The sequence below is a fragment of the Massilia scottii genome (assembly GCF_030846495.1).
Taxonomy (GTDB): Bacteria; Pseudomonadota; Gammaproteobacteria; order Burkholderiales; family Burkholderiaceae_D; genus Telluria_A; species Telluria_A violaceinigra.
The window spans coordinates 26,488-50,065 of the sequence record NZ_JAVCWM010000024.1; the positions used below are offsets into that span (position 1 = coordinate 26,488).

The window sequence follows — 23,578 nt, forward strand, 5'->3', positions numbered from 1 at the left end:
GTCAGGCTCCGTGTCAGGCGGCTTGGGCGCACAGGGCTTCGCCGAACAGCAGGCGACTGCGCATGGCCGATATGTCGGTGCGGTTCTGGATCAGGCCGAAGTACCACGGGCCATCCTGCACGTCGCCGTACAGGACCGCGCCCGCGATGCGGTTCCCGGCCAGCACCAGGCGTTTGTAGATGCCGCGGCGCGGATCGCGCAGCACCAGGTCTTCGCTGCCCTCGCCGCCGATAAAGTCGCCCACCGAATACAGGTCGACGCCGGTCACTTTCAGCTTGGTGGGCGTGGCCTGCTGCACGTAGCGGCGGTGGCCGCTGCGCGCCAGGTGCGCGCCGCAGACCTTGGCCTGGTCCCAGATCGGGGCCACCAGGCCAAAGGTGGCGCTGCGGTGCTGCACGCACTCGCCCACGGCGTAGATGCGTGGATCGTACGTCTGCAAGGTGTCGTCGACGACGATGGCGCGCTCGCAGTGCAGGCCGGCCGATTGGGCCAGTTCGATATTCGGGCGCACGCCGGCCGCCATGACAACCAGGTCGGCCGGGATTTCGTTGCCATCCTTGAAGCGCACTGCCTTGACGCGAACGTCGCCCACGATCTCGCTGGTGTGCGCTTCAAGCAGGAAGCGCAAGCCTTTCAGTTCCAGCGCGGACTTGAGCAGCAGCGCGGCCGGCTTGTCGAGCTGCTGGTTCATCAGGCTGTCCATCACATGCACCACGGTGACCTGCATCCCGCGCCGCAGCAGCCCGTTGGCCGCCTCCAGCCCGAGCAGGCCGCCGCCGATGACGACCGCGTGGCCGCCGCTGCGGGCCGCTTCGAGCATCGTATCGACATCCTGGATGTCGCGAAAGCCGATCACCCCGGCCAGTTTGTGGCCGGGCACCGGCACGATGAACGGCTTGGAGCCGGTGGCCAGCAGCAGCCGGTCGTACCAGACTTCGCGCCCCGACTGCGAACGTACCATGCGCTTGCGGCGGTCGATGTGCACCACCGGATCGCCCGCATGCAGGGTGATACCGTTGGCGGCATACCATTCGCGCGTGTGCAGCATGATGTCGTCGATGTTCTTTTCGCCGGCCAGCAGCGGCGAAAGCAGGATGCGGTTGTAATTACCGTGCGGCTCGGCGCCGAACACCGTGATGTCGTACAGCTCCGGCGCCAGCTTGAGCATTTCCTCGACCGTGCGCATGCCGGCCATGCCATTGCCGATGACGACCAGCGATTGCCTGGCGACGGATGCTGTCGTGACCTTTGTCATGCGCAGACCCACACCTTGCCGTCCTCGACCCGCGCGCGGTAGCTGGGCACCGAGTGCTCCGGCGCTTCCAGGCATTCGCCGGTGAACAGGTCGAAGTGCTGTTTATAGATGGGCGACGCCACCACGATGCGGTCGCCCAGGCTGCCCACCAGCCCGCGCGAGAGCACCGACACGCCGCTGTTCGGATCGTAGTTCCCGATCGCGAACACGCGTTCTTCGGCGTCGAGCACGTGGAATACGGCGACCTGCTCGCCTTTCAAGAGTGCGCACACGCCGGTGTTGGGGACGATCTCGTCGAGCGAGCAAACGGCGGTCCAGTTGGTCAGTTCGATATCGCGGTGCATGAGCTTCTCCTTAGGCGGTTTTGACGATGAGTGGAATGACGCGCTTGCGTTCCTCGATCGTGGCCGGACGAATCTGGCCGCGCTCGGGCATGAAGACCACGTTCTGGTCGGCCTGGTCGCTGTTGACGAAATGGCGGAAGCGCTGGCGCGTGGCCGGATCGTTCACGGCATTCTTCCACTCGCAGGCGTAGGTGTCGACCACGTGCTGCATGTCGGCTTCCAGTTCGGCGGCCAGGTGCAGCTTGTCGTCGATGACGACCGATTTCAGGTAATCGAGGCCGCCTTCGAGATTGTCGCGCCATACGCTGGTGCGCTGCAGGCGGTCGGCCGTACGTACATAAAACATCAAAAAGCGGTCGATGTAGCGCACCACGGTTTCCTGGTCCAGGTCCGATGCAATCAGTTCCGCGTGGCGCGGCTTCATGCCGCCGTTCCCGCACACGTACAGGTTCCAGCCTTTTTCGGTGGCGATCAGGCCCACGTCCTTGCCCTGCGCTTCGGCGCATTCGCGGGTGCAGCCGGATACGCCGAACTTGATCTTGTGCGGCGTGCGCAAGCCCTTGTAGCGGTTTTCCAGCTCGATCGCGAAACCGACGCTGTCGGCCACGCCGTAGCGGCACCAGGTCGAGCCGACGCACGATTTGACGGTGCGCAGCGACTTGCCATACGCATGGCCCGACTCGAAACCGGCATCGATCAGCTCTTCCCAGATCAGCGGCAGCTGCTCGACGCGCGCGCCGAACAGGTCGACCCGCTGGCCGCCGGTGATTTTCGTGTACAAGCCATATTTTTTGGCCACCATGCCGACCGCGATCAGGCCATCGGCCGTCACTTCCCCGCCCGGCATGCGCGGCACCACCGAATAGGTGCCATCCTTCTGGATGTTACCGAGGAAGTAGTCGTTCGAATCCTGCAGGCTGGCGTGTTCGGGTTTGAGCACGAAGTCGTTCCAGGTCGAGGCCAGCACGTTGGCGGCCACCGGTTTGCAGATGTCGCAGCCGCGGCCCGTGCCATGCTGCGCCAGCAAGTGCTCGAAGGACGTGATCTTGCCGACCTTGACCAGGTGGTAGATTTCCTGGCGCGAGTACGGAAAATGTTCGCAGACGTGGTTGTTGACGGCCATGCCCTGCTTTTTCATTTCCGCCTTCATCACCTGCGTGACCAGCGCCACGCAGCCGCCGCAGGTGGAGCCGGCCTTGGTGCAGCCTTTCAGCGCGCCGATGGTGGTGGCGCCGCCGCAGACGGCGGCACACAGGTCGCCCTTGGAGACGTCGTTGCAGGAGCAGATCTGGGCCGTGTCGGGCAAGGCATCCACGCCCAGGCCTGGACGCGCCTTGCCGTCGCTTTGCGGCAGGATGAGGAATTCCGGCGACTCGGGCAGCTCGATTTTATTCAACATCATCTGCAGCAGGGTGCCGTATTCGCTGGCGTCGCCCACCATCACGCCGCCGAGCAGGAATTTGCCGCAGTCGGAAACGACGATCTTCTTGTACACCTGTTTGCGTTCGTCGGTGAACTGGTAGGAGCGGCTGCCCGGGCTGGCCGCGTGCGGATCGCCGATGCTGGCCACGTCCACGCCCATCAGTTTGAGCTTGGTGCTCATGTCGGCGCCGGTGAAGGCGGCGGCCTGTTCGCCCAGCAGGTGGCGCGCGGCCACGCGGGCCATGTCGTAGCCCGGCGCCACGAGGCCGAACAGCTGGCCGTTCCACAGCGCGCACTCGCCGATGGCGTAGACGTCCGGGTCCGAGGTCAGGCAGCTGTTATCGATGGCGATGCCGCCGCGCGCGCCGATCGTCAGGCCGCACAGGCGCGCCAGGTCGTCGCGCGGGCGAATCCCCGCAGAGAACACGATCATGTCGGTGTCCAGATGGCTGCCGTCGGCAAAGCGCATGCGGTGCGTGCCCTCTTCGCCGTCGACGATTTCCAGCGTGTTCTTCTGGGTGTGGACGGTCACGCCAAGGTCTTCGATTTTTGCGCGCAGCACGCGCGCGCCGCCATCATCGACCTGCACTGCCATCAGGCGCGGCGCGAATTCCACCACGTGGGTCTGCAGCTGCATGTCGCGCAGGGCCTTGGCGCACTCCAGGCCAAGCAGGCCGCCGCCGATCACCACGCCGGTTTTCGAGCGCTTGCCGCATTCGAGCATCGCTTCAAGGTCTTCGATGGTGCGGTAGACGAAGCAGTCCTTGCGGTCCTTGCCGGCCAGCGGCGGCACGAACGGATACGAGCCGGTGGCGAACACCAGTTTGTCGTAGGCCAGCACTTCGCCGCTGCCGACGGTCACGGTTCTGGCTTCGCGGTCGACGGCGACGGCTTTCGCGTTCAGCTTGAGCAGCATATTGCCGCCCTCGAAGAAGCCGGCCGGCACCAGCGACAGGTCGTCGGCCGATTTACCGGAGAAAAATTCCGACAGGTGCACGCGGTCGTAGGCGGCGCGCGGCTCTTCGCACAGAACCGTCACTTCCAGCCCTGGCGCGGCGGTGGCGCCGAGCGACTCGAGGAATTTGTGGCCTACCATGCCGTGGCCGATGACGATGATTTTCATGCTGGCTCTCCTTACGCAACAGCGTTGTTGACGGCGACCGGACGGTCGTCCACGGCGGCGGTGAGCCTGACCGCGATGGCGCACAGCGCCGACAGCAGCACCAGGCCACTGAGGATGGTGAGGGTTTGGGCGATGTCGCCGGTGCCTTTCATGAGAAAGCCCGCGGCGACCGCGCCCACGTTGCCGCCGGCGCCGATGATGCCGGCCACGCCGCCCAGCGCCTTGCTGTCGATGAAGGGCACCAGCGCGTAGGTGGCGCCGCAAGCCATGTGGGTGAACAGGCCGAACACCAGCATGGCGATCACCGCGAAGACAACGCCGTCGGCCTTGGCGAACCACAGCAGGCCGGCGCCTTCGCCGATCATCAGCACGAACAGCAGCGTGACGCGGCTGTTGATGGTGCCGCGCATCGCCATCTTGTCCGATACCCAGCCGCCGAGGGCACGGGCAAACAGCGCCAGCAGGCCGAAGCTGCCGGCGGCCATGCCGGCTTCCTTCAGGCTCAGTTTGAAATGGTCGACGTAGTACACGGCGGCGATGTTGTGGATGAAGATCTCGATGCCGAAGCAGGCGCCGTAGGTGACGAACAGCAGCCACACGCGGTGGTTGGTGCTGGCGGCCTTGAAGCTCTCCCAGCCGCCTTTTTTTCCACCTTCGATGGCGATACCGGCGGCGCGCATGTCGTCGTAGTTACCTTGCGGGCAATCCTGGGTGAATTTCCAGTACAAGCCAGCCATGACGACCATCAGCACGCCCGGCACCAGCAGGGCCACGCGCCAGCCGAGGGCTTCGCTCACGCCCAGCATCAGCAGCGCGCCGACCAGCAGTGGCATCAGCGCCTGCGCCGCGCCGCCGCCGGCATTGCCCCAGCCGGCGGCAGCCGCGTTGGCGGTGCCGACCACCTTGGGGCCGAACATGACGGAGGTGTGGTACTGGGTGATGACGAAGCTCGCGCCCACTGCGCCGATGCCGAGGCGGAAAAACAGGAAGCTTTCGTAGCTTTGCGACGCAGCCACGCCGAGGACGGGGATGGCGCCGAGCAGCAGCAGGCCGGTGTAGGCCTTGCGCGGGCCGAAGCGGTCGCACATGGGGCCGACGACCAGGCGGACCAGGATCGTGATGGCGACGGCGGCGATGTTGATGTTGGCGACCTGTGCGAGGGTCAGGCCGAATTCGCCTTTGATGATGGGCATCAGCGGCGCGCAGGCGAACCAGGCGAAGAAGCAGACGAAGAAAGCCATCCAGGTCAGGTGGAAGGCGCGCATCTGCGGTGTGCTGATACTGAAAAGTTCGATGGTGTTTGCTTTGGTGGCCATTGTTTATCCCGTTAAAAACAAAAAGGCGTCCGGCCAGACCCGGTTGTCAAAACCAGGCTGGACGGACGCCGTTGTCCTGCCGATCCGTCGTTAGATCAGCGCAAGTTGTTCAGGGGATCGCCATTGATCCGATAGGTACTGTTTAGCAAACGCCGTGCCAGGGTGGGTGCGGGGCGGGATGGGAGGGCTGAGGCGGGAAAAAGAGGCGAACGCTACATTGCGGTGCACAAATGCCCGAAAATGATGCGTGGGAGCGTGCGGCGCCTTGCTCCTGCTTTGTCGTTACGCCGGGGCGGGGAAAATAGGCCCTACCCCAGCTCAATCGAAAACGACTGCGCATACCCCCGCGGATCGCTGCCATCCCACGCCACGCCGTCAATCAGCGTGGAACTGCGCATCGGCGACGATGGCACCGAAGTGCCGGTCATCTCCGCCGCGCCGCGGTACAAATCGATCCGGTTGACCGCCTGCGCCTGCCCCAGATAATCGGGCTCGTCCCTGAGCAAGCCCCAGCGCCGCTGCTGCGTCATGAACCACATCCCATCGGACAGATACGGGAAATTGACCTCGCCGTCGCCATGAAAACTCAGCGCCTTTTCATCGGTCCACTGGCTGCCCGTACCGTTGTCATACCGCCCCACCAGGCGCGCCGCGATGGCTTCCCGGCCCGTATTCAGATACGCCGACCCGGCCAGCACCGTCGCCGTGTGCTGCTTGTTGGCCGTTGACGCCTCGATCCAGCGGCTGGCGTCGAGCACCGCCGCAATCATCGCGCGGCAAGTGCCCGGATCGCTCGCGGCAAACGCCGCCGTCGTTCCCAGCACCTTGCCCGGATGATCGGGCCAGATCTGCTGGCTGGTTACCGCCGTCACCCCCACGCCGTCATCGATGGCGCGCTGTCCCCACGGCTCGCCGGCGCAGAAACCATCGATCATCCCGGCGCGCAGGCTGCCCACCATCTGGGCCGGCGGCACCGTCAGCGCGCGCGCGTGGCGCAGCGGGTCGATCCCGTGCGCCGCCAGCCAGTAATACAGCAGCATTGCGTGATTGCCGGTCGGGAAAGTGTGGGCGAAGGCATAGCCGCGCGGCGCCTCCCGCATGTGCCGCGCCAGGCTCGGTCCATCCACCGCGCCCTGCTCCGCCAGCGCGCGCGACAAGGTCACGGCCTGGCCGTTACGGCTCAGGTTCATCAGCACGGCCATCGCCTGCTGCTGGCAGCCGATGCCCAACTGCACCCCGTACATCAGCCCGTACAGCACGTGGGCGGCGTCGAGCGCGCCCGAGCCCAGCTTGTCGCGCACGTTCGCCCACGAGGTTTCGCGGCTGAGCACGATCCTGATGCCATATTGGCGGTCGAAACCGCATTCGGCCGCCATCACCAGCGAGGCGCAGTCGGTCAGCGGCATGAAGCCGATCCTGACCGTGCGCAATTGCTTCACATTTATCTCTGCCATACAACTCCTTGCTTTCCTGTCGCTACGCGGCGACTCAACCGAGCAGATCCTCGACATCGAGGATGCGCTGGGCAATCTCCGCCAGCTTCAAATTCTTGTTCATCGCCATGCTGCGCAGTTTCTGATACGCCTGGTCTTCGGTCAGCCGGTGATGGGTCATCAGGATGCCCTTGGCGCGGTCGATTACCTTGCGTTCGGCCAGCTTGTGGCGCGTCTCGCTCAGCTCGGCCAGCAGCTTCTGCTCCTGGCGAAAGCGCGCCAGCGCCACGTTCAGCACCGGTTTGATGCGCTCGGACTGCAGGCCGGCCACGATGTAGGCCGACACGCCCGCGGCCATGGCCGCGTCCATGCTGCTGGTGGTGTCGTCCTCGGTGAACAGCACAATCGGGCGGCGCTCGTCGCGGGTGGCGATGACGATGTGTTCGAGCACGTCGCGCGCATCCGATTCGGCATCGATGATGATCATGTCGGGTTGAAGTTGAGCGATCCTTTCGGGTAAATAGATATCGGCGGGTAGCGAAGCGACGATGTCGTAGCCCGATTCGAGCAGGCCGATGCGCAGCGCGTTGCCGCGCATGACCTGGACGGCCAGGGCGGCATCGTGCTCGCCGCCTTCCGGTACGATCGTATTGACGACGACGATGCGCAGCTTGCGTGGGGGGTGCGCGGGGGTTTTGGACATGTTGTTGGTTGAGAGTGAGGCCATATCCTTACAAGACAAGCAAGATATGCGCCAACACGAGATGCCGCGCCAGGGCCACCTTGAACGGGATGGACGAGCGGGAACAGTTGCGCTTTCTCGCCAGGCTGGGATACATTGCTGTTTTTATACCTGAAAGTCGACCATGCGCATGCGCTCTTCCCTCCTTGGCGGCCTGTTCCTGACCGCCGCCCTGCTGGCGCCCGGCCTGGCTGTGGCCGACCCGACCATCATCTATCTGGTGCGGCATGGCGAAAAGGCAGCGGTCGAGAAAGATCCGGAGCTGACCGCCCAGGGCAAGGCGCGCGCACGCAATATCGCCGCCACCCTCAAGTCGACCGGCATCGCGCATATTTACAGCAGCACGGCGCAGCGTACGCGCCAGACCGCCCAGCCGCTCGCCACCGACTTGGGATTACAGGTGCAGGTGTATGACCCCGCGCAGAGCGCCAAATTGGTCGCGCAGGTCAAGGCGGCGGGCGGTACGGCCTTGGTGGTGGGCCATTCGAATACCGTGCCCGAACTGGTGCGCTTGTTCGGCGGCAAATCGGGGAGCGATATCGGGGATGATGAATTCGACCGGCTGTATCAGCTCATCGTCGACAAGGATGGCAGCGTGACGACGGTGTTGCTGCATTCCGTGGCGCCCTGAGGGATGGAACCGCGCTGCCGTTAGCGGATGCGAGCATGACCGCGCGTTCCGGGTGGCGCTTCCAGCGTCGCGTGGCGGCGACAGCCAGCGAGATGCGCCTTGCACCGGGACCGGCGCCACCAACCCGCTTATTTTCCGGCACGCGAGCAGTCTGAGCGCTTGAGCGGGATTGCCAGCTTCTTCTGCCGTTCCGGTTAATGCGCGCTAACGTAGCCGGGCGGCTCGCTCGGCGCCTGGCTCAGGAGCGTCTTCATCATCGCCGCCTCCTGCACCGGACTGCGGCCGAAAAAGCGCTTGAATTCGCGGCTGAACTGCGAACTGCTTTCGTAGCCGACCCGGTTCGAGGCGGACGAGGCACTCATCCCCTCCTGCACCATCAACAGCCTTGCCTTGTGCAGGCGCGTGCTCTTGAGATACTGGATCGGCGAGGTGTGTGTCACCGCCTTGAAGTTGGCGTGGAAGGCCGCCACGCTCATGCCGGCCTCGTGCGCCAGCGTAGGCACGTCCAGCTCGCCGCTGAAACCCGCATGGATGCGGCGCAGCGCCTTGCCGATCTTGCCGAACTGGCTGTGCTGGGTCAAGGCCGCACGCACGGCGCCGCCCTGCTCGCCGGTCAGGACCCGATACAGAAGTTCGCGCAGGATGCCCGGCCCCAGTACGCGCGCTTCCACCGGGCACAACAGCACTTCGAGCAGGCGCAGCACGGCGTCACCCATGGCGTCGTCCATGGCGGTCGAGCACATGCTCACCGGCGTGCTGTGGGCTGACGGCGCGGAACCGAGCGCCAGCGCGAGCTCGGCAGCGACCGCGAGGTCGATATGCATCTTGAGCGCCAGCAGCGGCTCGGCTTCGCTGGCGTCGGTCTCGCTCTCGAAAGGCAATGGCACCGACAGCACCAGAAACTGCTGGGCATCGTAAATGAAGCTTTGCTCGCCCAGATACCCCCGCTTGCGGCCCTGGCAGACGATCACGATGCATGGCTCGTACAGCACCGGTACGCGCGCCACGGCCCGGTTCGCGCGCATGAAGCGCACATCGTCGAGCGCGGACGCGGTGTAACCCTCGGATGGCGCCAGCCTGCCCAGCAAGGCGATCATGCGGTCTTGTCTGCTCGGCGGCGTTGGCATCGGCTCCTCTGTGGCGGGTTTGTCAGCCGTCAGTGTAAGCCGCGAAACGCCTGCGCGCCAAGATCGAATCCTCGCGCAGGCTTGCCTGATTCTCTTGCGACGCCGCCAGTGCGCATGCCAATGCAGCAAGTTGGCCCACGCCAGCGGCAGCACGGATGCGGCCCTCGCCCGCGCCTCGGCAGTTCTTCACCCCCTGCCTCACCGCCAGCGCTATTGGCGGGATCGGGACGGCGTGGTCCGGCTTCCTGCCGCCCGCGTCTAGTGGGCCATCCACAGCGGCAATGTCGATGACCGGAGCAAGGTCCTGGTTGCGCCGCCAAGCAAGACTTCGCGAAAGCGCGAGCGGCCGTAAGCGCCCATTACAATCAGGTCGGCGCCCGTCTCGCCCGCCACCGCCAGGAGCGCCCGCCCCGGGTCCACGTGACTGTCGACGTCACGCACCTTGACCCGGATGGCGTGCCGCGCCAGATAAGCGGCAAGGTCGGCGCCCGGCATCGCGCCGTGCACGTCGCCCTGCGCCCGCGCATCGACCACCACGATGTCGACCTGACGCGCGCGTTGCATCAGTGGTATCGCACTGGTGATCGCACGGCTGGCCGGGGCACTGCCGTTCCAGCCGACCACAATCCGCTGCCCCAGGGGCAGCCCCGATGGCGGGCCCTGCGCCGCCGCGGGCACCACCAGCACCGGTTTGGCGGAGTTGAGCAGGAGGTACTCGGGAAAATCGGCGCGCATGCCCGGCAAGGGATGCACGGCATCGTGCTGCCCGATCACGACCAGATCGCAATAGCGCGCCTGCAGACTCATGCCCAGCCCGATTTCTTCCTCCAGCCGGCGCCGTTCGACCGACAGCACGCCCAGCGCGCTAGCCCGCTGCTCAAAGGCATCGAGCGCGCTGTCGGCCAGGCGGCGCAACTCGGTCAGCGGGGCCTGCATGGGCGGCAGGCTGGGATCGAGCCCGCTCAGCGCGAGCAGGCGCGGCGGCAGGTTGGTCAGCGCGCTGCCGATCAGATGCGCATTGTGCTCGATAGCCAGCCGGGCTGCGGCGTCAATACGCACAGCGGCCTGAGGCGACTCGTCGACATGCACCACGATCGTTTTGTACTCCATGTTGGCCTCCTTTTTGACTCCGTCGCGAACGGTCGCGTCCGACAGGCAGCGCATCACCCAGCGCGCCGCAAATCCCGCAACGGTACCGAGCGTGCGCGACGCCTCGAATAGACGAACTCCTGCCGCACCGGGCAAGCACCGCACAAACCAGACTAGCCTTGTGCGCTCACCTCAATTTGCGCCATGTCAAACGCGTTCATACGATTAAACGGAACTTATCCGGGTCCGCGCAACACGCGACGGGCCGTCAGAACACATGTCGCACGCCCAGGTTGAAGGCGCTGTCGCCGCTGCCGGGATCCGTGTTGTTACCGACGGTGTAGCCAGCGCCGCGCTTGTTCTTGATGCGCGCATACGCCGTGTACAGGCTGGTGCGCCGCGACAGCGCATGGCTCGCGCCCACGCCCCACTGGTGCGCATCCTGGTTATAGGCCGTCCTGTCGTTCTTGCGGATATACGATGCCATCAGCGTGGTCATGCCGAATGGGACCGAGGCTCCCAGCAGCATGTCGCGGCTGTCGGTCGAGGCGGTGGGACGCACGCCCCCGTACGGATTGCCGCTATTGGGCAGCAGCGCGCTGTTGGTGCCCTTGTCCACGCCATACGCCGCGTAAGCGCGGGCGACGCCAAAGTCGTAGTTAGCCGCCAGCAGCGTGTTGCGCCCGATGTCGCGGTCGGCGGCAGGCAGCGGCGGCACGGCAGCCGCGCCGGCAGCCGCGGTGACGTCATTGTTGCGGTGGTTGTAGGCCAGGCGCGCATTGAGCCCGCCCTGGCTGTAACCGAGCGACACGCCGAACTGGCGTCCCGCCGTGCTGCTGCCGGGCTGCTCGCCAAGCGCGTAGGACACCTCCCCCGTCATGCCCATGATTTCCGGCATCGAATAGACGATGGCGTTGCTGGTGCGCGTGTTCTGGCCGCCGGCCGGGAACAGGTTCTTGGCAGTGCCCGCGTAGCCGCCGCCGAACGGGTCCGCCACGCCGGTCAGCGCATTATAGTAAGGCGTGTACTGGCGCCCCAGGGTCAGCCCGCCATACTCCCGATGACGCGCCCCCACGTAAGCCTGGCGGTGGAACAGCGCCCCGGCCGCCTCCTGCTCTCCGGTATCGATACGCGCGCCCGCTTCCAGCAGGAAGTTGGCGCTCCAGCCGTACCCCAGGTCTTCCGATCCGCGGAACCCGATGCGTGTCGCCGAGCCGACGCCGCTGCCGACCCGCGTGAGGTTGCCGCCGGCGCCGCCCTGCTCGCGCACGAGGCCGGCGTCGACAACGCCATAGATGGTTACGGAGGACTGCGCACAGGCCCAGCCGCTTAGCGAACCAAGCACGGCTGCTACTGCAAATGAGATGGATAGTTTCATTATCTGCTTCCCTGGTTGATGCTGCGTTTCTCCCGCCATGGCGGCGCCACCGGCAACAAACTCGTCTGCATGAACGATGCCGGCACGGTAAGATCGCCGTCATGGATAATTTAAGTCACTCGTTGGTTGGACTGGCCGTCGGCGAACTGGTTCACCGTACTTTGCCGGCCGAAGCCGATCCGGCCCGCCAGCGCACCCGGCGCCGCCTGATGCTCGTTTCGTGCTGGGCCGCCAGCAATTTTCCCGACCTCGACCTGGTGCTCACCGGGCTCTTGCCCCAGCCGCTGGGCTACCTGCTGCATCACCGCGGCCACACCCACACGCTGCTGTACGAAGTGCCGCAGGCGCTGCTGCTGATCGCGCTGCTGTGGATGCTGTGGCCCGGCGCGCGCACCCTGCTGCGCGCCAGCAAACCGGCCCGCGCCGGCCTGCTCGCGGCCGTCGGCGCCGGCTTCCTGCTGCATCTGGGAATGGATGCGCTGAACTCGTACGGCGTGCATCCGTTTTATCCGTTCGATGCGCGCTGGTTCTACGGCGACGCGGTCTTCATCCTCGAACCGGTGTTCTGGGTGGCCGGCGCCGTGCCGCTGGCGATGACATTGGGCAGCCGCGTCTGGCGTGGGCTGCTGCCGGGCGCTCTGGCCGCCGTGCTCGGCTACTTCACCATGCGCGGTTATCTGCACTGGGGTTCGCTCACGGCCCTGCTGGCATTCGGCGCCGTGCTCGCCATGCTGCAGCAGCGCGCCGGCAAGAGCGGCAAGCTGGCCTTGTGCGCCGCGCTGCTGGGCGGCGTCGGCTTCGTGGCGATCCAGGGTGCGGCGATGCAGCGTGGCAAAACCATCGTGGCCGACCACCTGCGCCAGCTCGATCCGGCCAGCACCCTGCTCGACACCGCCATGACAGCCTTTCCCGCCAACCCGGCATGCTGGATTTTCGTGTCGGCCGAGCGGGACGCCGTCGCCGGCACTTACCGGCTGCGGCGCGGCATGGTCAGCGTGGCGCCGAACGTGCTCGCGCTCGATGCCTGTCCCGCCGCGCTCGCCGAAGGCACGCGGGCCCCGAATGTGCAGCTCGTCATCAACTGGAGCCAGGAGGCGTCGCTGGCCCGCTTGCGCACGCTGCAGACCAGCAACTGCCGCTTCGACGCCTGGCTGCGCTTCGCGCGCATGCCCGCGCTGGGTCCGGATAATGCGTCCGACGCCCGCTTCAGCAACACTCCGGCGGGCAACTTCACCACCTTGCCCATCGATGACGCCAACGGCCAGCCCTGCCCCGCCGGCGTGCCGGCCTGGGGCTACCCGCGCGCGGACCTGCTGTAGCATGGGACCGTGCTATGCTTGTTTCCAAGCTAACCACAGCCGGATATCCCCGTGACAACACAGCGGTTTTCGCACATGGTCGGGCCGCGCACCTATGCGTTTCGCGACCTCAAGGACTTGATGGCACGCGCCTCGCCGGCCCGCGCGGGCGACCTGCTGGCAGGCGTGGCCGCTGCCAGCGCCGAAGAACGGGTGGCCGCCCAGATGGCGCTGGCCGACCTGCCGCTGCGCACCATCCTCGACAATCCCCTGATCCCCTACGAAGACGATGAAGTCACGCGCCTGATCGTCGACAGCCACGATGGCGCCGCGTTCGCGCCCATCGCGCACCTGACCGTCGGCGACCTGCGCAACTGGCTGCTGAGCGACGCGGCCGACAGCGCCGCCCTGGCCGCGGTCGCGCCCGGCATCACGCCCGAGATGGCGGCCGCGGTGTCAAAAATCATGCGCATCCAGGACCTGGTGCTGGTGGCGCGCAAATGCCGCGTGGTCACGGCCTTTCGCAACACGCTCGGCCTGGAAGGCCGCATGGCCACGCGCCTGCAGCCGAACCACCCGACCGACGACGCCACCGGCATCGCGGCCAGCATGCTCGACGGCCTCATGTACGGCAGCGGCGACGCCGTGATCGGCATCAACCCGGCCACCGACAACGTGGCCCAGGTCGTCACGCTGGTGGGCATGCTCGACGCCGTCATCGCCCAGTACCAGATCCCCACCCAATCGTGCGTGCTGACCCACGTCACCAACACCATCGAGGCGATCAACCGCGGCGCCCCGGTCGACCTGGTGTTCCAGTCGGTGGCCGGGACCGAGGCCGCCAACCGCGGCTTCGGCATCGACCTGGCGCTACTGGCCGAAGCGCGCAGCGCCGCCCTGTCGCTGGGGCGCGGCACGGTGGGCGACAACCTCATGTATTTTGAAACCGGCCAGGGCAGCGCGCTGTCGGCCAATGCCCACCACGGGGTCGACCAGCAGAGCTGCGAAGCGCGCGCCTACGCGGTGGCGCGCGCGTTCAAGCCGCTGCTGGTGAACTCGGTGGTTGGTTTCATCGGCCCCGAATACCTGTACGACGGCAAGCAGATCATCCGTGCCGGGCTGGAAGACCACTTCTGCGCCAAGCTGCTCGGCTTGCCGATGGGCTGCGACGTTTGCTACACCAACCATGCCGAAGCGGACCAGGACGACATGGACGTGCTGCTGACCATGCTCGGCGCGGCCGGCTGCAATTTCGTGATGGGCGTGCCGGGGTCGGACGACATCATGCTCAACTACCAGAGCACGTCCTTTCACGACGCCCTGTATGCGCGCCGTGTGCTGGGCTTGCGCGCCGCGCCCGAATTCGAAGCCTGGCTGCACCGCATGCAGATCTTTTGCGGCGATGGCGCCGCGCAACTGCCCGACGCCCTGGCGCCGGCCTTTCAGCAAGCCTTGCTGCGCTTATGAACCAACCCAAACATGTGCTGTCCAACCCCTGGCAGGCCTTGCGGGGACTGACCCAGGCGCGCATCGCGCTCGGGCGCAGCGGCGTGAGCGTGCCGACATCGGCGCAGCTCGATTTCCAGCTGGCGCATGCGCGTGCGCGCGACGCGGTGCACATGGCGCTCGATACCGGTGCGCTGGCGGCGGCATTGTCCGGAAACGGGCACGCCTGCGTCGCCGTGCACAGTGCCTGCCCGGACCGCGCCACTTACCTGCAGCGTCCGGACCTGGGCCGCGTGCTCGATGCGCCGTCGCGTGCCGCCTTGATGGCCGCGGCGCCGGCCTCGTGCGATCTGGCACTGGTCATCGGCGATGGCTTGTCGGCGCTGGCCATCGAGCAGAACGCGCAGCCGTTCCTGGCGCTACTGCTGGCGCGGCTGCAACAGGAGCAATGGAGCGTGGGTCCGATGGTGATCGCCAGCCAGGCGCGCGTGGCCATCGGTGACGAAATCGGGCAATTGCTCAACGCACGCGCGGTAGCCGTGCTGATCGGCGAGCGGCCCGGTCTCAGTTCGCCGGACAGCATGGGCATCTACATGAGCTGGGCGCCGCGCGTGGGCTTGACCGACGCCGACCGCAACTGCATTTCCAATGTGCGGCCGGCCGGGCTGGGCTATGACGAGGCGGCGTACCGGTTGCATTACCTGCTGGCGCAGGCGCGCCAGCGCGGAATGTCAGGCGTGTTGCTCAAGGACGATACGGTTGCGGATCAGGGGGTGATTACGGCAGGGAAAGGGAATTTTTTGCTGCGCTGAGGGGTGGCGATGATGACTTTTGCCTCAACGCTGTCGGCTCAGGCATTGGCGGAACCGGCTTCGCGCGGCGCTTGAAGCGCCGCGCGGCCACACGGTTTCACATGGCGACCGGCGGCCGCTGCACGGAACAACGGTGCAAAGGGGGCCGCCGCCAGCGACGAATGTTAACGCCGCGCGCAGACCAGCCGCTGACCCACGTTGAACTTGAGGATCATCTTGTCGCGCGACAGTTCTTCCATCCGCATGGTATCGGCCACGTTCGCAAACTGAATCCCCAGCTGGCCGTCGCGGTACATCCAGCGGCCTGGCGAGACCCGGTTCTCATAGCGCATTTCCAGCGTGCGGTCGTCGTGGAAGGAAATCAGCACCGAGGTCCCGCCGATCGTATCGTGGCAATGCCACTGGCCCACCACCATGTCGCCATTGCGCGCGCTCTGGGCCGGGTCGCTCTGGGCGCGTTCCGCGCTCATCTTGCCGATGAGTCCGCTGCCGCTGCGCGAACGCATGCTGCCGATCCACTCGGCCGGCGCGGCAAAATTCAGATTCTGGCCGGTACGCATCTGGAAGGTGACGATCCCGACCAGCCGGCCGGCACTGTCGAACAGCCCGCCACCGCTCGATCCGGGCGAGACCGGCGCCGTGGTCTGGATCAGCGTGCCGCCGTCGAGCGGACGCAGCGACGACACGATGCCGTCGCTGATCGTCAAATCGAGCCCGTGCGGAGCGCCAATGGCAATCACGCGCTGGCCGGTACGCATGTCGCTCGACGCACCGATCACCACTGGCGGGGCATTGAGGCCCTTGACCGAGAGCTTGCACAGGTCGCGTTCTTCGTCGGCCACGGCGACGGTCGCTTCGTAGCTGTCCTGCCCCAGCTTGACCTGCAGGCGCGTGCCGGCCAGCGCCACGTGGCAGTTGGTGATGATCGCGTCGCCGCCGAGGGCCACGCCGCTGCCGGTGCCGGTCTGGGTGCTGCCCCGGTACATATTAATACGCGCCACATACGGCGACAGTTTGGCGAACAGCTCTTCCATGCCCATCGCGCCCGACGAGCTGCCGCCAGCGGGCGCTTGCGCGGCCTGGGGCTGGGCGGCGAATGGATCGGCGCGCCCGCCGCTATCCTGCATCAGCACCGGGGCGGCGTCCTGGGTGGCGCCCTGGGTGGCAATGACCGGCGCCGGTGCCGGTGGGCGGCCCTTGGCAAAATACACCAGCCCGGCCACGAGCAGGCCGGCGGCCAGGCCATAGCGCCAGTCGAGGTTGAAACCTTGCTGCGCGGGCGCCTGCTCGACGCTGCGCGTCAGCGGCGGTGCGATCTGGCTGCGGTCGTACATGGCGCGCTTGTCGGTGTTCGACAGCACGGCATAGGCTTCGCGCACCAGGACCCAGTCGTTGCGATCGTACGAACCACTCTGGAACGCCGCATGCAAGCGCGCGTACGCGGCGGCAATCTCTTCAGAAGTGGCGAGGGGATCGACACCCAGAATGGTGTACAGCGTTCGTTTCATGTGCAGCGTCTCCGGCGGAAAAGTCGATGATAGCGTAAATATCACTCATTATCATAGCCGAGAGGAAATATTGCTTTTTCTTCGTCGCCGCCGCGACACAGCGGGCATCACTTGCCCGCTGGCCATTTTCTTATTCGCGCTGGGACGGCGGCGCACCGGAATCGGATTCGGGTGGCGGCGCGGACGGCGGCATGGGTATCGGCAAGGGCAGCTGGCCGGACGATGGATCGGCGCGATCGCCCGTCATCGGCTCTTCTCCCTCCTCTTCCATGTCGTCCGGATCGGTCGGCGGCGGAGGCGGAGGCGACACGCCTTCTTGCTGCATTTCGCCCGCTTCTTCGCCGATATCGCCCGGATCTTCTTCCTGCACCACCGGCGCCGGGCGACGTCCGCCCGCGAACACCGCAGCGGCATCGACCTTCCCATCGGCAATCGCCGCCTTGAAGAAGTCGCCGACCACCAGGATTGCATTGTGGCCCCCTTGCCCCCAGTAATTGCTGCGCATGGTGACGCGGTTGTCGTTGAAGCCGACCCAGGCGCCGGCCACCAGTTTGGGGTGCATCATGATGAACCAGCCATCGGCATTCTTCTGGGTGGTGCCAGTCTTGCCGGCAACGTCGCCATTGATGCCGAAGCGATAGCGGATCGCCGTGCCCGTACCGCGGTTGATCACGCCGCGCATCATGTCGATCAGGCTGGCCGCGTTTTCCGCCGTCATCGCCTGCTCCGACACCGGTTCGCCGAAATGCGCCACCACCTTGCCCGCCCGGTCCGTGATCTTGGTGACGAACACAGGTTTGCGGTACTGCCCCTGGGCCGCGATGCTGCTGTAGGCGTTGACCATTTCCAGCAGGGTCACCGGACTGGTGCCCAGCGCCAGCGAGGGTACCTTTTCCAGCTTGCTCTCGCGGATGCCGAGGTCGCGCGCCAGCTTGATGATGCCGGGCAGCCCGACATCCTGCATCACCTGGGCGGTAATGGTATTTTTGGAAAACACCAGGCCATCGTGCATGGTCATCTGGTTGCCGCTCGAACCGCTCATGTCGGTCGGGCGCCAGATGGTGCCGTCGCCCGCCTTGATGTTCATCACCGCGTCGCGGTACGGACGGTTCGGCGCGAAGCCTTTTTCCAGCGCGGCGCCGTAGACGATCGGCTTGAAGGTCGAGCCGGGCTGGCGCGCGGCCTGCACCACGTGGTCGTACTGTTCCTTATGAAAGTCGCGGCTGCCGATCCATGCCTTGATGTGGCCGCTATCCGGATCCATCGCCACAAAGCCGGTTTCCAGGCGCGTCTTGGCGGCGCGCAAGCGTGCGATGAAGGCGCGGTCCGACTTGAGCCGCTTGAGTGCCACAGGTCCGGTGTCGCCGCTTTCGATGGCTTTCTTGTACTCGGGCGTTTCGCGGATGAAGGCGTTGACCAGCGTCCCTTTGGAGCGCCAGAAATACTCGAACGGCGTGATCGATCCGTGCATGCCGGCGTAGGCACCGGCCGAGCCGGAACCGCCGCTGCCAGGCTGCGACCATTCGACGTCGGCAATGATCTGCAAGGCATTGCCCTGGCGCTCGACGGCCTTCATGGCCGCTTCCTGCAGGGCGTAGTCGAGCGTGGTGTGCACCACCAGGCCATCGCGCTGCACGTTGTAGTCGTTCTTGTCGGCCCATTCGATCAGCCACTTGCGCACATAGGCGGTGAAGTGGGTGTCGGTCGGGCTGCGCTCGGCCTGGCGCGAGAAGGAGACGCGCAGCGGCATTGTGCGCAGGCTCTCGTAGCGCTTCTCGTCGAGCATGCCGTGCTTGCGCATCTGGGCCAGCACCACGTTGCGGCGCTGCACCGAACGCTGGGGATTGCTCACGGGATTGTAGTAGTTGGTCCCCTTGAGCATGCCCACCAGGGTGGCGCTTTCCAGAATATCGAGCTTGGCAGCGCTGGTGTCGAAATACGTGCGCGCCGCCATTTCGATGCCGAAGGTGTTGTACAGGAAAGGCACCGTGTTCAGATAGGCTTCCAGGATCTCGTCCTTGTTGTAGGCCGATTCGATCTTGACTGCCGTAATCATTTCCTTGAGCTTGCGGTTGAGGTTACGCGAGCGGCCTATCTCTTCCGGGAACATATTGCGCGCCAGCTGCTGGGTAATGGTCGAGCCGCCCTGGGGGTCGCCGCCGAGCGTGTAAACAACCGAGGCCAGGGTGCGCTTGTAATCGATACCGTGGTGGTCCTTGAAGCGGTGATCCTCGGTGGCGATCAGCGCGGCGATCATGTGGGGTGAAATCTGCGCCAGGGTTACGCGTTCCTGCAAACCCTCTTCAAAGCTGGCCAGCTCCTTGCCGTCGGCCGAGACCAGGATCGACGCCTTGGCTGCGCGCGCCTGCTTCAGGTCGGCCACGCCCGGGGTGAATGGAATCAGGATCAGCACCCACGCCAGCAGCAGCGCCAAGGGTGCGCCAATACACCACAGCAGCGTCAGTCCGATGCGTTTATACAGCGGCTGCGCCATCAGGTACGCGCGGCCGCGGCCAAGCTGCTCGCCTGCGGCGCGCAGGCCCTGTTTCAGCCGTCCTGCCAGATTGCGTTCTTCACCCACGCTTATTTCCTTGCTTAATAGTCATTAACTTGCCTGACAGTATATCCGAGGGGATGGGGCCGCACGCATCGATCGGAGGGTCCGGAACACACGAGCATGGTTCCTGATAGACCGAGGTGGTTTTGTCCTACGCGACGGTTGCCAGTGCGCCTACTCCCTGCATTACTGAGCCCGCCTATCATGACCTTTCTGCTACAAGACAGGCAGCCAGGAAATATCCCAGCCACCCGGTAGCGCAATAGTTACCACAGAAAATATCAGGAGCACATTATGAGAACCTCATCGTCGACCACCCGTAATACGCCCAAGTCAATGCCAGGCGGCCAGGAAGCCCAGGATGCGATTGCGCTGCTGACCGAAGACCACGAGAACGTCAAGCAGATGTTCGAGCAGTTTGAAGGCCTGGGCGACCGTGCTCATGCAACGAAGAAAAAACTGGCCATGCAAATCTGCACCGAACTGAGCAAGCACGCGACGGCCGAAGAAGAAATTTTCTACCCAGCAGTGCGCGCCGCGACCAAGAAGAATGAAGATCTGGTGGACGAAGCAACTGTCGAGCACGCATCAGCCAAAGACCTGATCGCGCAGATCATGGAAATGGAAGCGACCGAAGAGCTGTTCGATGCCAAGGTAAAAGTGCTGTCCGAGATGATCGAGCATCACGTCGAGGAAGAAGAAAACGAGATGTTTCCCAAGGCGCGCGATGCCGGCCTGGATCTGGAAGCGCTGGGGCAGCAGATTGCCGAGCGCAAGGCGCAGATCACGGTATAAGTCGGATTCTCCCCGCTGAGGCGGGATAGCACACGGTTCCTCCATAGCCCGCTGGCGCACGCGCGGGTTGTCGGGGAATCGTTTGCGTTGTTGCCGTTCGTGCCGGGTGCCGCCCACGCGCGAACGGCAATGCAGGTGCAAAAGGTAAAAAAGCGCGCCGGATCGTTTTCCGGCGCGCCTCAAACCACCCTACTCCGCGTTCATCTGCAGCCAGTTCATGTTCCAGCCGCCAACGCGCGCGTAAATCGCCAGGTCCTGCTGACCGGCTTCCAGATACGCCCGCCCCGTCACCGTCTGCCAGTTCTGCCATCCACCGGTATTGGGCACGGTCACCGTGGCCAGGTCGCTGCCGTTCTTGCTCAATGCGAATTGCCCACCGTTGTAGATGCTGGCAACCCGGAACTGCAGCTTGTACCACCCGGCCCTGGGCACATTGATCGGATAGCTCATCCAGTCATTGTTATCGATATTGCTCACATTGAATCCGCCGCCCGCGTCGGTCGTCGTTTCCATGCGCATGCCGCTGTGCGTGGTGAACATTTCCGCCTCGATGCGCGCACCCACTTCCGGTTTCCAGTTCATCCAGTACGCGATGCTTTCATTGCGCACCAGCGGCTGCGTGGCGAAAGCGCGGAAATAGCTTTCGATCTGCGCGCTCGACGCCGTGCTGACGTTCAGGCTTCCCATCGCGCCGCCATTGCTGCTGTTGGTCACCATGCCCCAGCCCCAGGAATTGGTATCGCCATTCGAGCCGCCATAGGTCACGTTCTTGTACGCCCAGTTGGTCGCCGCCCAGCCGTACATATTGTAGGCATCGTAGGTCTTGCGGGTGATCTGTCCGCCGTAGCTGCCCAGCAAGGTCCAGGGCTGGAATTCGCCGATCAGGAAGGGCGTGTTCAAGCCGGTGAGCCTGGCGTTCCAGTCGCAGCTCTCGCCCGTGCCGTTGGGATTGCAGTGCAGCCAGTTGGCGTGCATATTGGCCTGGTTGGCGGCGCCCTGCACTTCGTTCCAGCCCCACAGGCCGGGATAGAAGTGCATCCAGAACGCCACGTTGGTCAGGCCGCGCGTGTTCGGATTGCCGTAGGCATCGATGCCGCTGTTGTGGCCTGGCAGCAGGATCACGTGGTTCGGGTCTTTCGCGCGCACCACGTTGAACAGTTCGTAGGCGTAATTGGCCAGGGTGGTCGCGTCCGTCCCCCACGGCTCGTTCAGCAAGTCGTAGGCGGCCACGGCGTTGCGGCCCCGGTAGCGCTCGGCGATCTTGTCCCACAGCCACTTGGTGCGGTCGCGGTAGGCCGCGTTCGACCACAGCTGCGCCGGGCCGATGCAGCCATCGTGCTGCTCCTTCTCCCCGGCCTGGCCGCCGACAGTGCCGTGCAGGTCGAGGATCACGTACATGCCGCGTTTTTCCGCCTCGTTGATGGCGAAATCGAGATGCTTCCAGGCGTCCGCGCGCAGCTTGTAAGGGCTGTATTCGTTTTCCACCAGACTGAAGTAGAACGGCACGCGGATCACGTTCATGCCCATGCCCTTGATCAGGTCGAAGTCGCGCGTGGTGATCCAGCTGTCGCGGTACACCCCCATCAGGCGTTCCTTCTCCGCATTGCCGAAGCGCCCCGCCAGCGTGCCTTCGAGCGTGCACTGGTCGTTGACCGGCCCGCTGCCGGTCGACATGCTGTTGTTCAGCATCCAGAACTCCATCTGCAGCCAGTTGCCCAGGTTGACGCCGCGCAGATTGACGCGCTTGCCGCTGCTGTCGACCCAGTAGCGTCCGTTCTGGCGGATCGCCGGCAGGGCGACCGGGGTGTTCTCGGCGGTGAAATTGATCCAGTTCAGGTTGAATCCGCCTCCCTTGGCGAACACGGCCAGGTTCTGCGGTCCGGCATTGAGGAACACGCGCGAACTGATGGTCGACCAGGTCTGCCAGCCGCCGGTGTTGGGCACGCCCACCGCCTCGCTGATGTCCTTGGCGTTCTGGCTCAGCACCAGCTGGCCGCTGCTGCCTCCCGAGGCCACCCGGTACTGCACCGTGTACCAGCCGCTGGTGGCCGGATTGACCGAATAGTTCATCCAGTCGTTGGTCTCGATCCAGCCCACGTTGGCGCCGCCGCCCGCGTCCGACGTCGCTTCGGTGGCCACGCCCTGCATCGACGCATAGCTCTCCGCTTCGAGTTTGCCGGGCAAGGCCGTCTGTGCAGCGCACGCCGCGCTGAACAAGGCGCCGGCCACGGCGCAGGCCAATCTCGGCAGCCCGATTCTCAAGTCCCTGTGAAGGGTAGGTTCCATGGAAAGTCTCCTGTTGTTTTAAGAAGCAGCCCGGTTCCAGGCCGTGCTGCCGGGGAAGACAAGGATTACGCTACTCGATATGGAAACGTTCCCATACCGTGCAGTCGATAGTATGGACTTCGCCATGCGGCGTCAACGTAAATATAAAGAGCTATAGGGAAACTTCGCTTGAAGTGGCGCCAGCATGGCTGCGCTGCGGGGAAAGTTTGTGCGGATACAGATGACTTTCCGGCGACAAATTTGGTCAGCCAATCCCGGCGGACTCTGCTTACTTTAGTCCTACACGACAGTTGCGAGTGCTCCTACTCTAATGCTCGGCCCGCTGACCTAAGATGTCTCTACTCGCTGACGAACACACAAGTACGACAGCGGAAACAAGGACGTTCTTGCAGTTCCTTTAATGAAAACATTAGGAGAAATCATCATGGCATCGAACAACAACCAAGGCGGCAACAATCAAGGTGGCAACAAAGGTAACAACCAGTCGGACAGCGGCACGCAAAGCGGCAGCAAGGGCGGCCAGGGTAACAACCAGAGCGACACCAGCAACCGCGGCTTTGCCTCGATGGATCCCGAGCAGCAGCGCGCGATCGCAGCCGAAGGCGGCCGCGCAGCCCACGCATCCGGCAATGCCCATGAGTTCACCTCCGAAGAAGCCCGCGAAGCAGGCAAGCTGAGCCACAGCGGCGGCGGCAACCAGCAAAGCGGCTCCGGCAGCAACAAGCAGAGCGATTCGGACAGCGGCTCCTCGCGCGGCGGCAACAAGCAAAGCGGTTCCTCGGACGACGATTCGTCCTCGGGCGGCAAATCGGGCGGCGCCAACAATGCCAGCTCGGGCGGTTCAAAATCGGGCTCCGGTTCCGGTTCCGGTTCGGGCTCCAGCTCGGGCAGCAAGGGCTCCAAATAAGCTAGCCGCACCCTGCCCCGTTCACGCGGGGTAGTGCAAGACGATAGCCTGCCTCGTGCAGGCTATCGTCATTGTACCGATCATCCCAGCGACGGTAACTGGTGCGGGC

The 23,578-nt window shown here is 64.9% G+C and carries 18 protein-coding genes; 6 read left to right on the forward strand and 12 right to left on the reverse strand.

All coding sequences use genetic code 11. From position 1 onward, the window contains the following. Positions 1-13: 13 nt before the first annotated feature. From RBA41_RS25770 to RBA41_RS25795, 6 genes are all read right to left on the reverse strand, one after another. Positions 14-1,255 (reverse strand): NAD(P)/FAD-dependent oxidoreductase, encoded by a 1,242-nt coding sequence (locus RBA41_RS25770; protein WP_306627104.1) that lies wholly within the window; start codon positions 1,253-1,255, stop codon positions 14-16. Then, positions 1,252-1,599 (reverse strand): nitrite reductase small subunit NirD, encoded by a 348-nt coding sequence (gene nirD, locus RBA41_RS25775; protein WP_306627106.1) that lies wholly within the window; start codon positions 1,597-1,599, stop codon positions 1,252-1,254. Before nirD ends, RBA41_RS25770 begins: the two co-directional genes overlap by 4 nt. Before the next feature lie 10 nt (positions 1,600-1,609). After that, a complete protein-coding gene (gene nirB / locus RBA41_RS25780; RefSeq protein WP_306627108.1) occupies positions 1,610-4,144 on the reverse strand; it encodes a nitrite reductase large subunit NirB in 2,535 nt (844 codons plus the stop codon). A gap of 11 nt (positions 4,145-4,155) precedes the next feature. After that, positions 4,156-5,460, reverse strand: coding sequence for an MFS transporter (locus RBA41_RS25785; protein WP_306627109.1), 1,305 nt, complete (start codon positions 5,458-5,460; stop codon positions 4,156-4,158). 308 nt (positions 5,461-5,768) lie between these two features. Continuing rightward, the gene (locus tag RBA41_RS25790) at positions 5,769-6,914 is read right to left on the reverse strand and encodes a CmpA/NrtA family ABC transporter substrate-binding protein (RefSeq protein ID WP_306627111.1); all 1,146 of its coding nucleotides are present in this window, start codon (positions 6,912-6,914) and stop codon (positions 5,769-5,771) included. A gap of 34 nt (positions 6,915-6,948) precedes the next feature. Next, positions 6,949-7,596: an ANTAR domain-containing response regulator gene (locus RBA41_RS25795; RefSeq protein WP_099877761.1), complete on the reverse strand. Its 648-nt coding sequence runs from the start codon at positions 7,594-7,596 to the stop codon at positions 6,949-6,951. 169 nt (positions 7,597-7,765) lie between these two features. Between RBA41_RS25795 and RBA41_RS25800 the strand changes: the two genes are divergently transcribed. After that, positions 7,766-8,266, forward strand: coding sequence for a SixA phosphatase family protein (locus tag RBA41_RS25800; RefSeq protein ID WP_306627113.1), 501 nt, complete (start codon positions 7,766-7,768; stop codon positions 8,264-8,266). A gap of 194 nt (positions 8,267-8,460) precedes the next feature. Here RBA41_RS25800 and RBA41_RS25805 read toward each other — a convergent pair whose 3' ends face one another. The 3 genes from RBA41_RS25805 to RBA41_RS25815 form a co-directional block, all read right to left on the reverse strand. Beyond that, positions 8,461-9,393 (reverse strand): AraC family transcriptional regulator, encoded by a 933-nt coding sequence (locus RBA41_RS25805; protein WP_306627114.1) that lies wholly within the window; start codon positions 9,391-9,393, stop codon positions 8,461-8,463. A gap of 258 nt (positions 9,394-9,651) precedes the next feature. Further along, complete coding sequence (locus RBA41_RS25810) at positions 9,652-10,503, reverse strand: universal stress protein (RefSeq protein ID WP_306627116.1); 852 nt, start codon at positions 10,501-10,503, stop codon at positions 9,652-9,654. A 247-nt stretch (positions 10,504-10,750) separates the two neighbouring features. Continuing rightward, on the reverse strand, positions 10,751-11,860 hold the full coding sequence (locus RBA41_RS25815; protein ID WP_306627117.1) for a porin: 1,110 nt from the start codon (positions 11,858-11,860) through the stop codon (positions 10,751-10,753). 101 nt (positions 11,861-11,961) lie between these two features. Between RBA41_RS25815 and RBA41_RS25820 the strand changes: the two genes are divergently transcribed. The 3 genes from RBA41_RS25820 to eutC all read left to right on the forward strand — a co-directional run bounded on the left by RBA41_RS25820 (position 11,962) and on the right by eutC (position 15,416). Beyond that, positions 11,962-13,179, forward strand: a complete 1,218-nt coding sequence (locus RBA41_RS25820; protein WP_306627118.1) for a metal-dependent hydrolase — start codon at positions 11,962-11,964, stop codon at positions 13,177-13,179. A 75-nt stretch (positions 13,180-13,254) separates the two neighbouring features. Next, entirely contained in the window at positions 13,255-14,625 is a 1,371-nt protein-coding gene (locus tag RBA41_RS25825; protein ID WP_306627183.1) for an ethanolamine ammonia-lyase subunit EutB, read from the forward strand. Continuing rightward, on the forward strand, positions 14,622-15,416 hold the full coding sequence (eutC, locus tag RBA41_RS25830) for an ethanolamine ammonia-lyase subunit EutC (RefSeq protein WP_306627120.1): 795 nt from the start codon (positions 14,622-14,624) through the stop codon (positions 15,414-15,416). Before RBA41_RS25825 ends, eutC begins: the two co-directional genes overlap by 4 nt. A gap of 164 nt (positions 15,417-15,580) precedes the next feature. Here the strand turns inward: eutC and RBA41_RS25835 are convergent, their stop codons facing one another. Together RBA41_RS25835 and RBA41_RS25840 are read right to left on the reverse strand one after the other, a co-directional pair. Then, entirely contained in the window at positions 15,581-16,924 is a 1,344-nt protein-coding gene (locus tag RBA41_RS25835) for a trypsin-like peptidase domain-containing protein (protein ID WP_306627122.1), read from the reverse strand. A 130-nt stretch (positions 16,925-17,054) separates the two neighbouring features. Next, on the reverse strand, positions 17,055-19,505 hold the full coding sequence (locus tag RBA41_RS25840; RefSeq protein WP_306627123.1) for a penicillin-binding protein 1A: 2,451 nt from the start codon (positions 19,503-19,505) through the stop codon (positions 17,055-17,057). Positions 19,506-19,775: 270 nt separating this feature from the next. Between RBA41_RS25840 and RBA41_RS25845 the strand changes: the two genes are divergently transcribed. Then, on the forward strand, positions 19,776-20,276 hold the full coding sequence (locus RBA41_RS25845; RefSeq protein ID WP_306627124.1) for a hemerythrin domain-containing protein: 501 nt from the start codon (positions 19,776-19,778) through the stop codon (positions 20,274-20,276). Positions 20,277-20,465: 189 nt separating this feature from the next. On the opposite strand, the gene RBA41_RS25850 is transcribed toward RBA41_RS25845, so the two are convergent. Further along, on the reverse strand, positions 20,466-22,562 hold the full coding sequence (locus tag RBA41_RS25850; protein WP_306627125.1) for a carbohydrate-binding protein: 2,097 nt from the start codon (positions 22,560-22,562) through the stop codon (positions 20,466-20,468). Positions 22,563-22,962: 400 nt separating this feature from the next. Between RBA41_RS25850 and RBA41_RS25855 the strand changes: the two genes are divergently transcribed. After that, entirely contained in the window at positions 22,963-23,469 is a 507-nt protein-coding gene (locus tag RBA41_RS25855) for a KGG domain-containing protein (protein WP_374709597.1), read from the forward strand. Positions 23,470-23,578 lie beyond the last annotated feature (109 nt).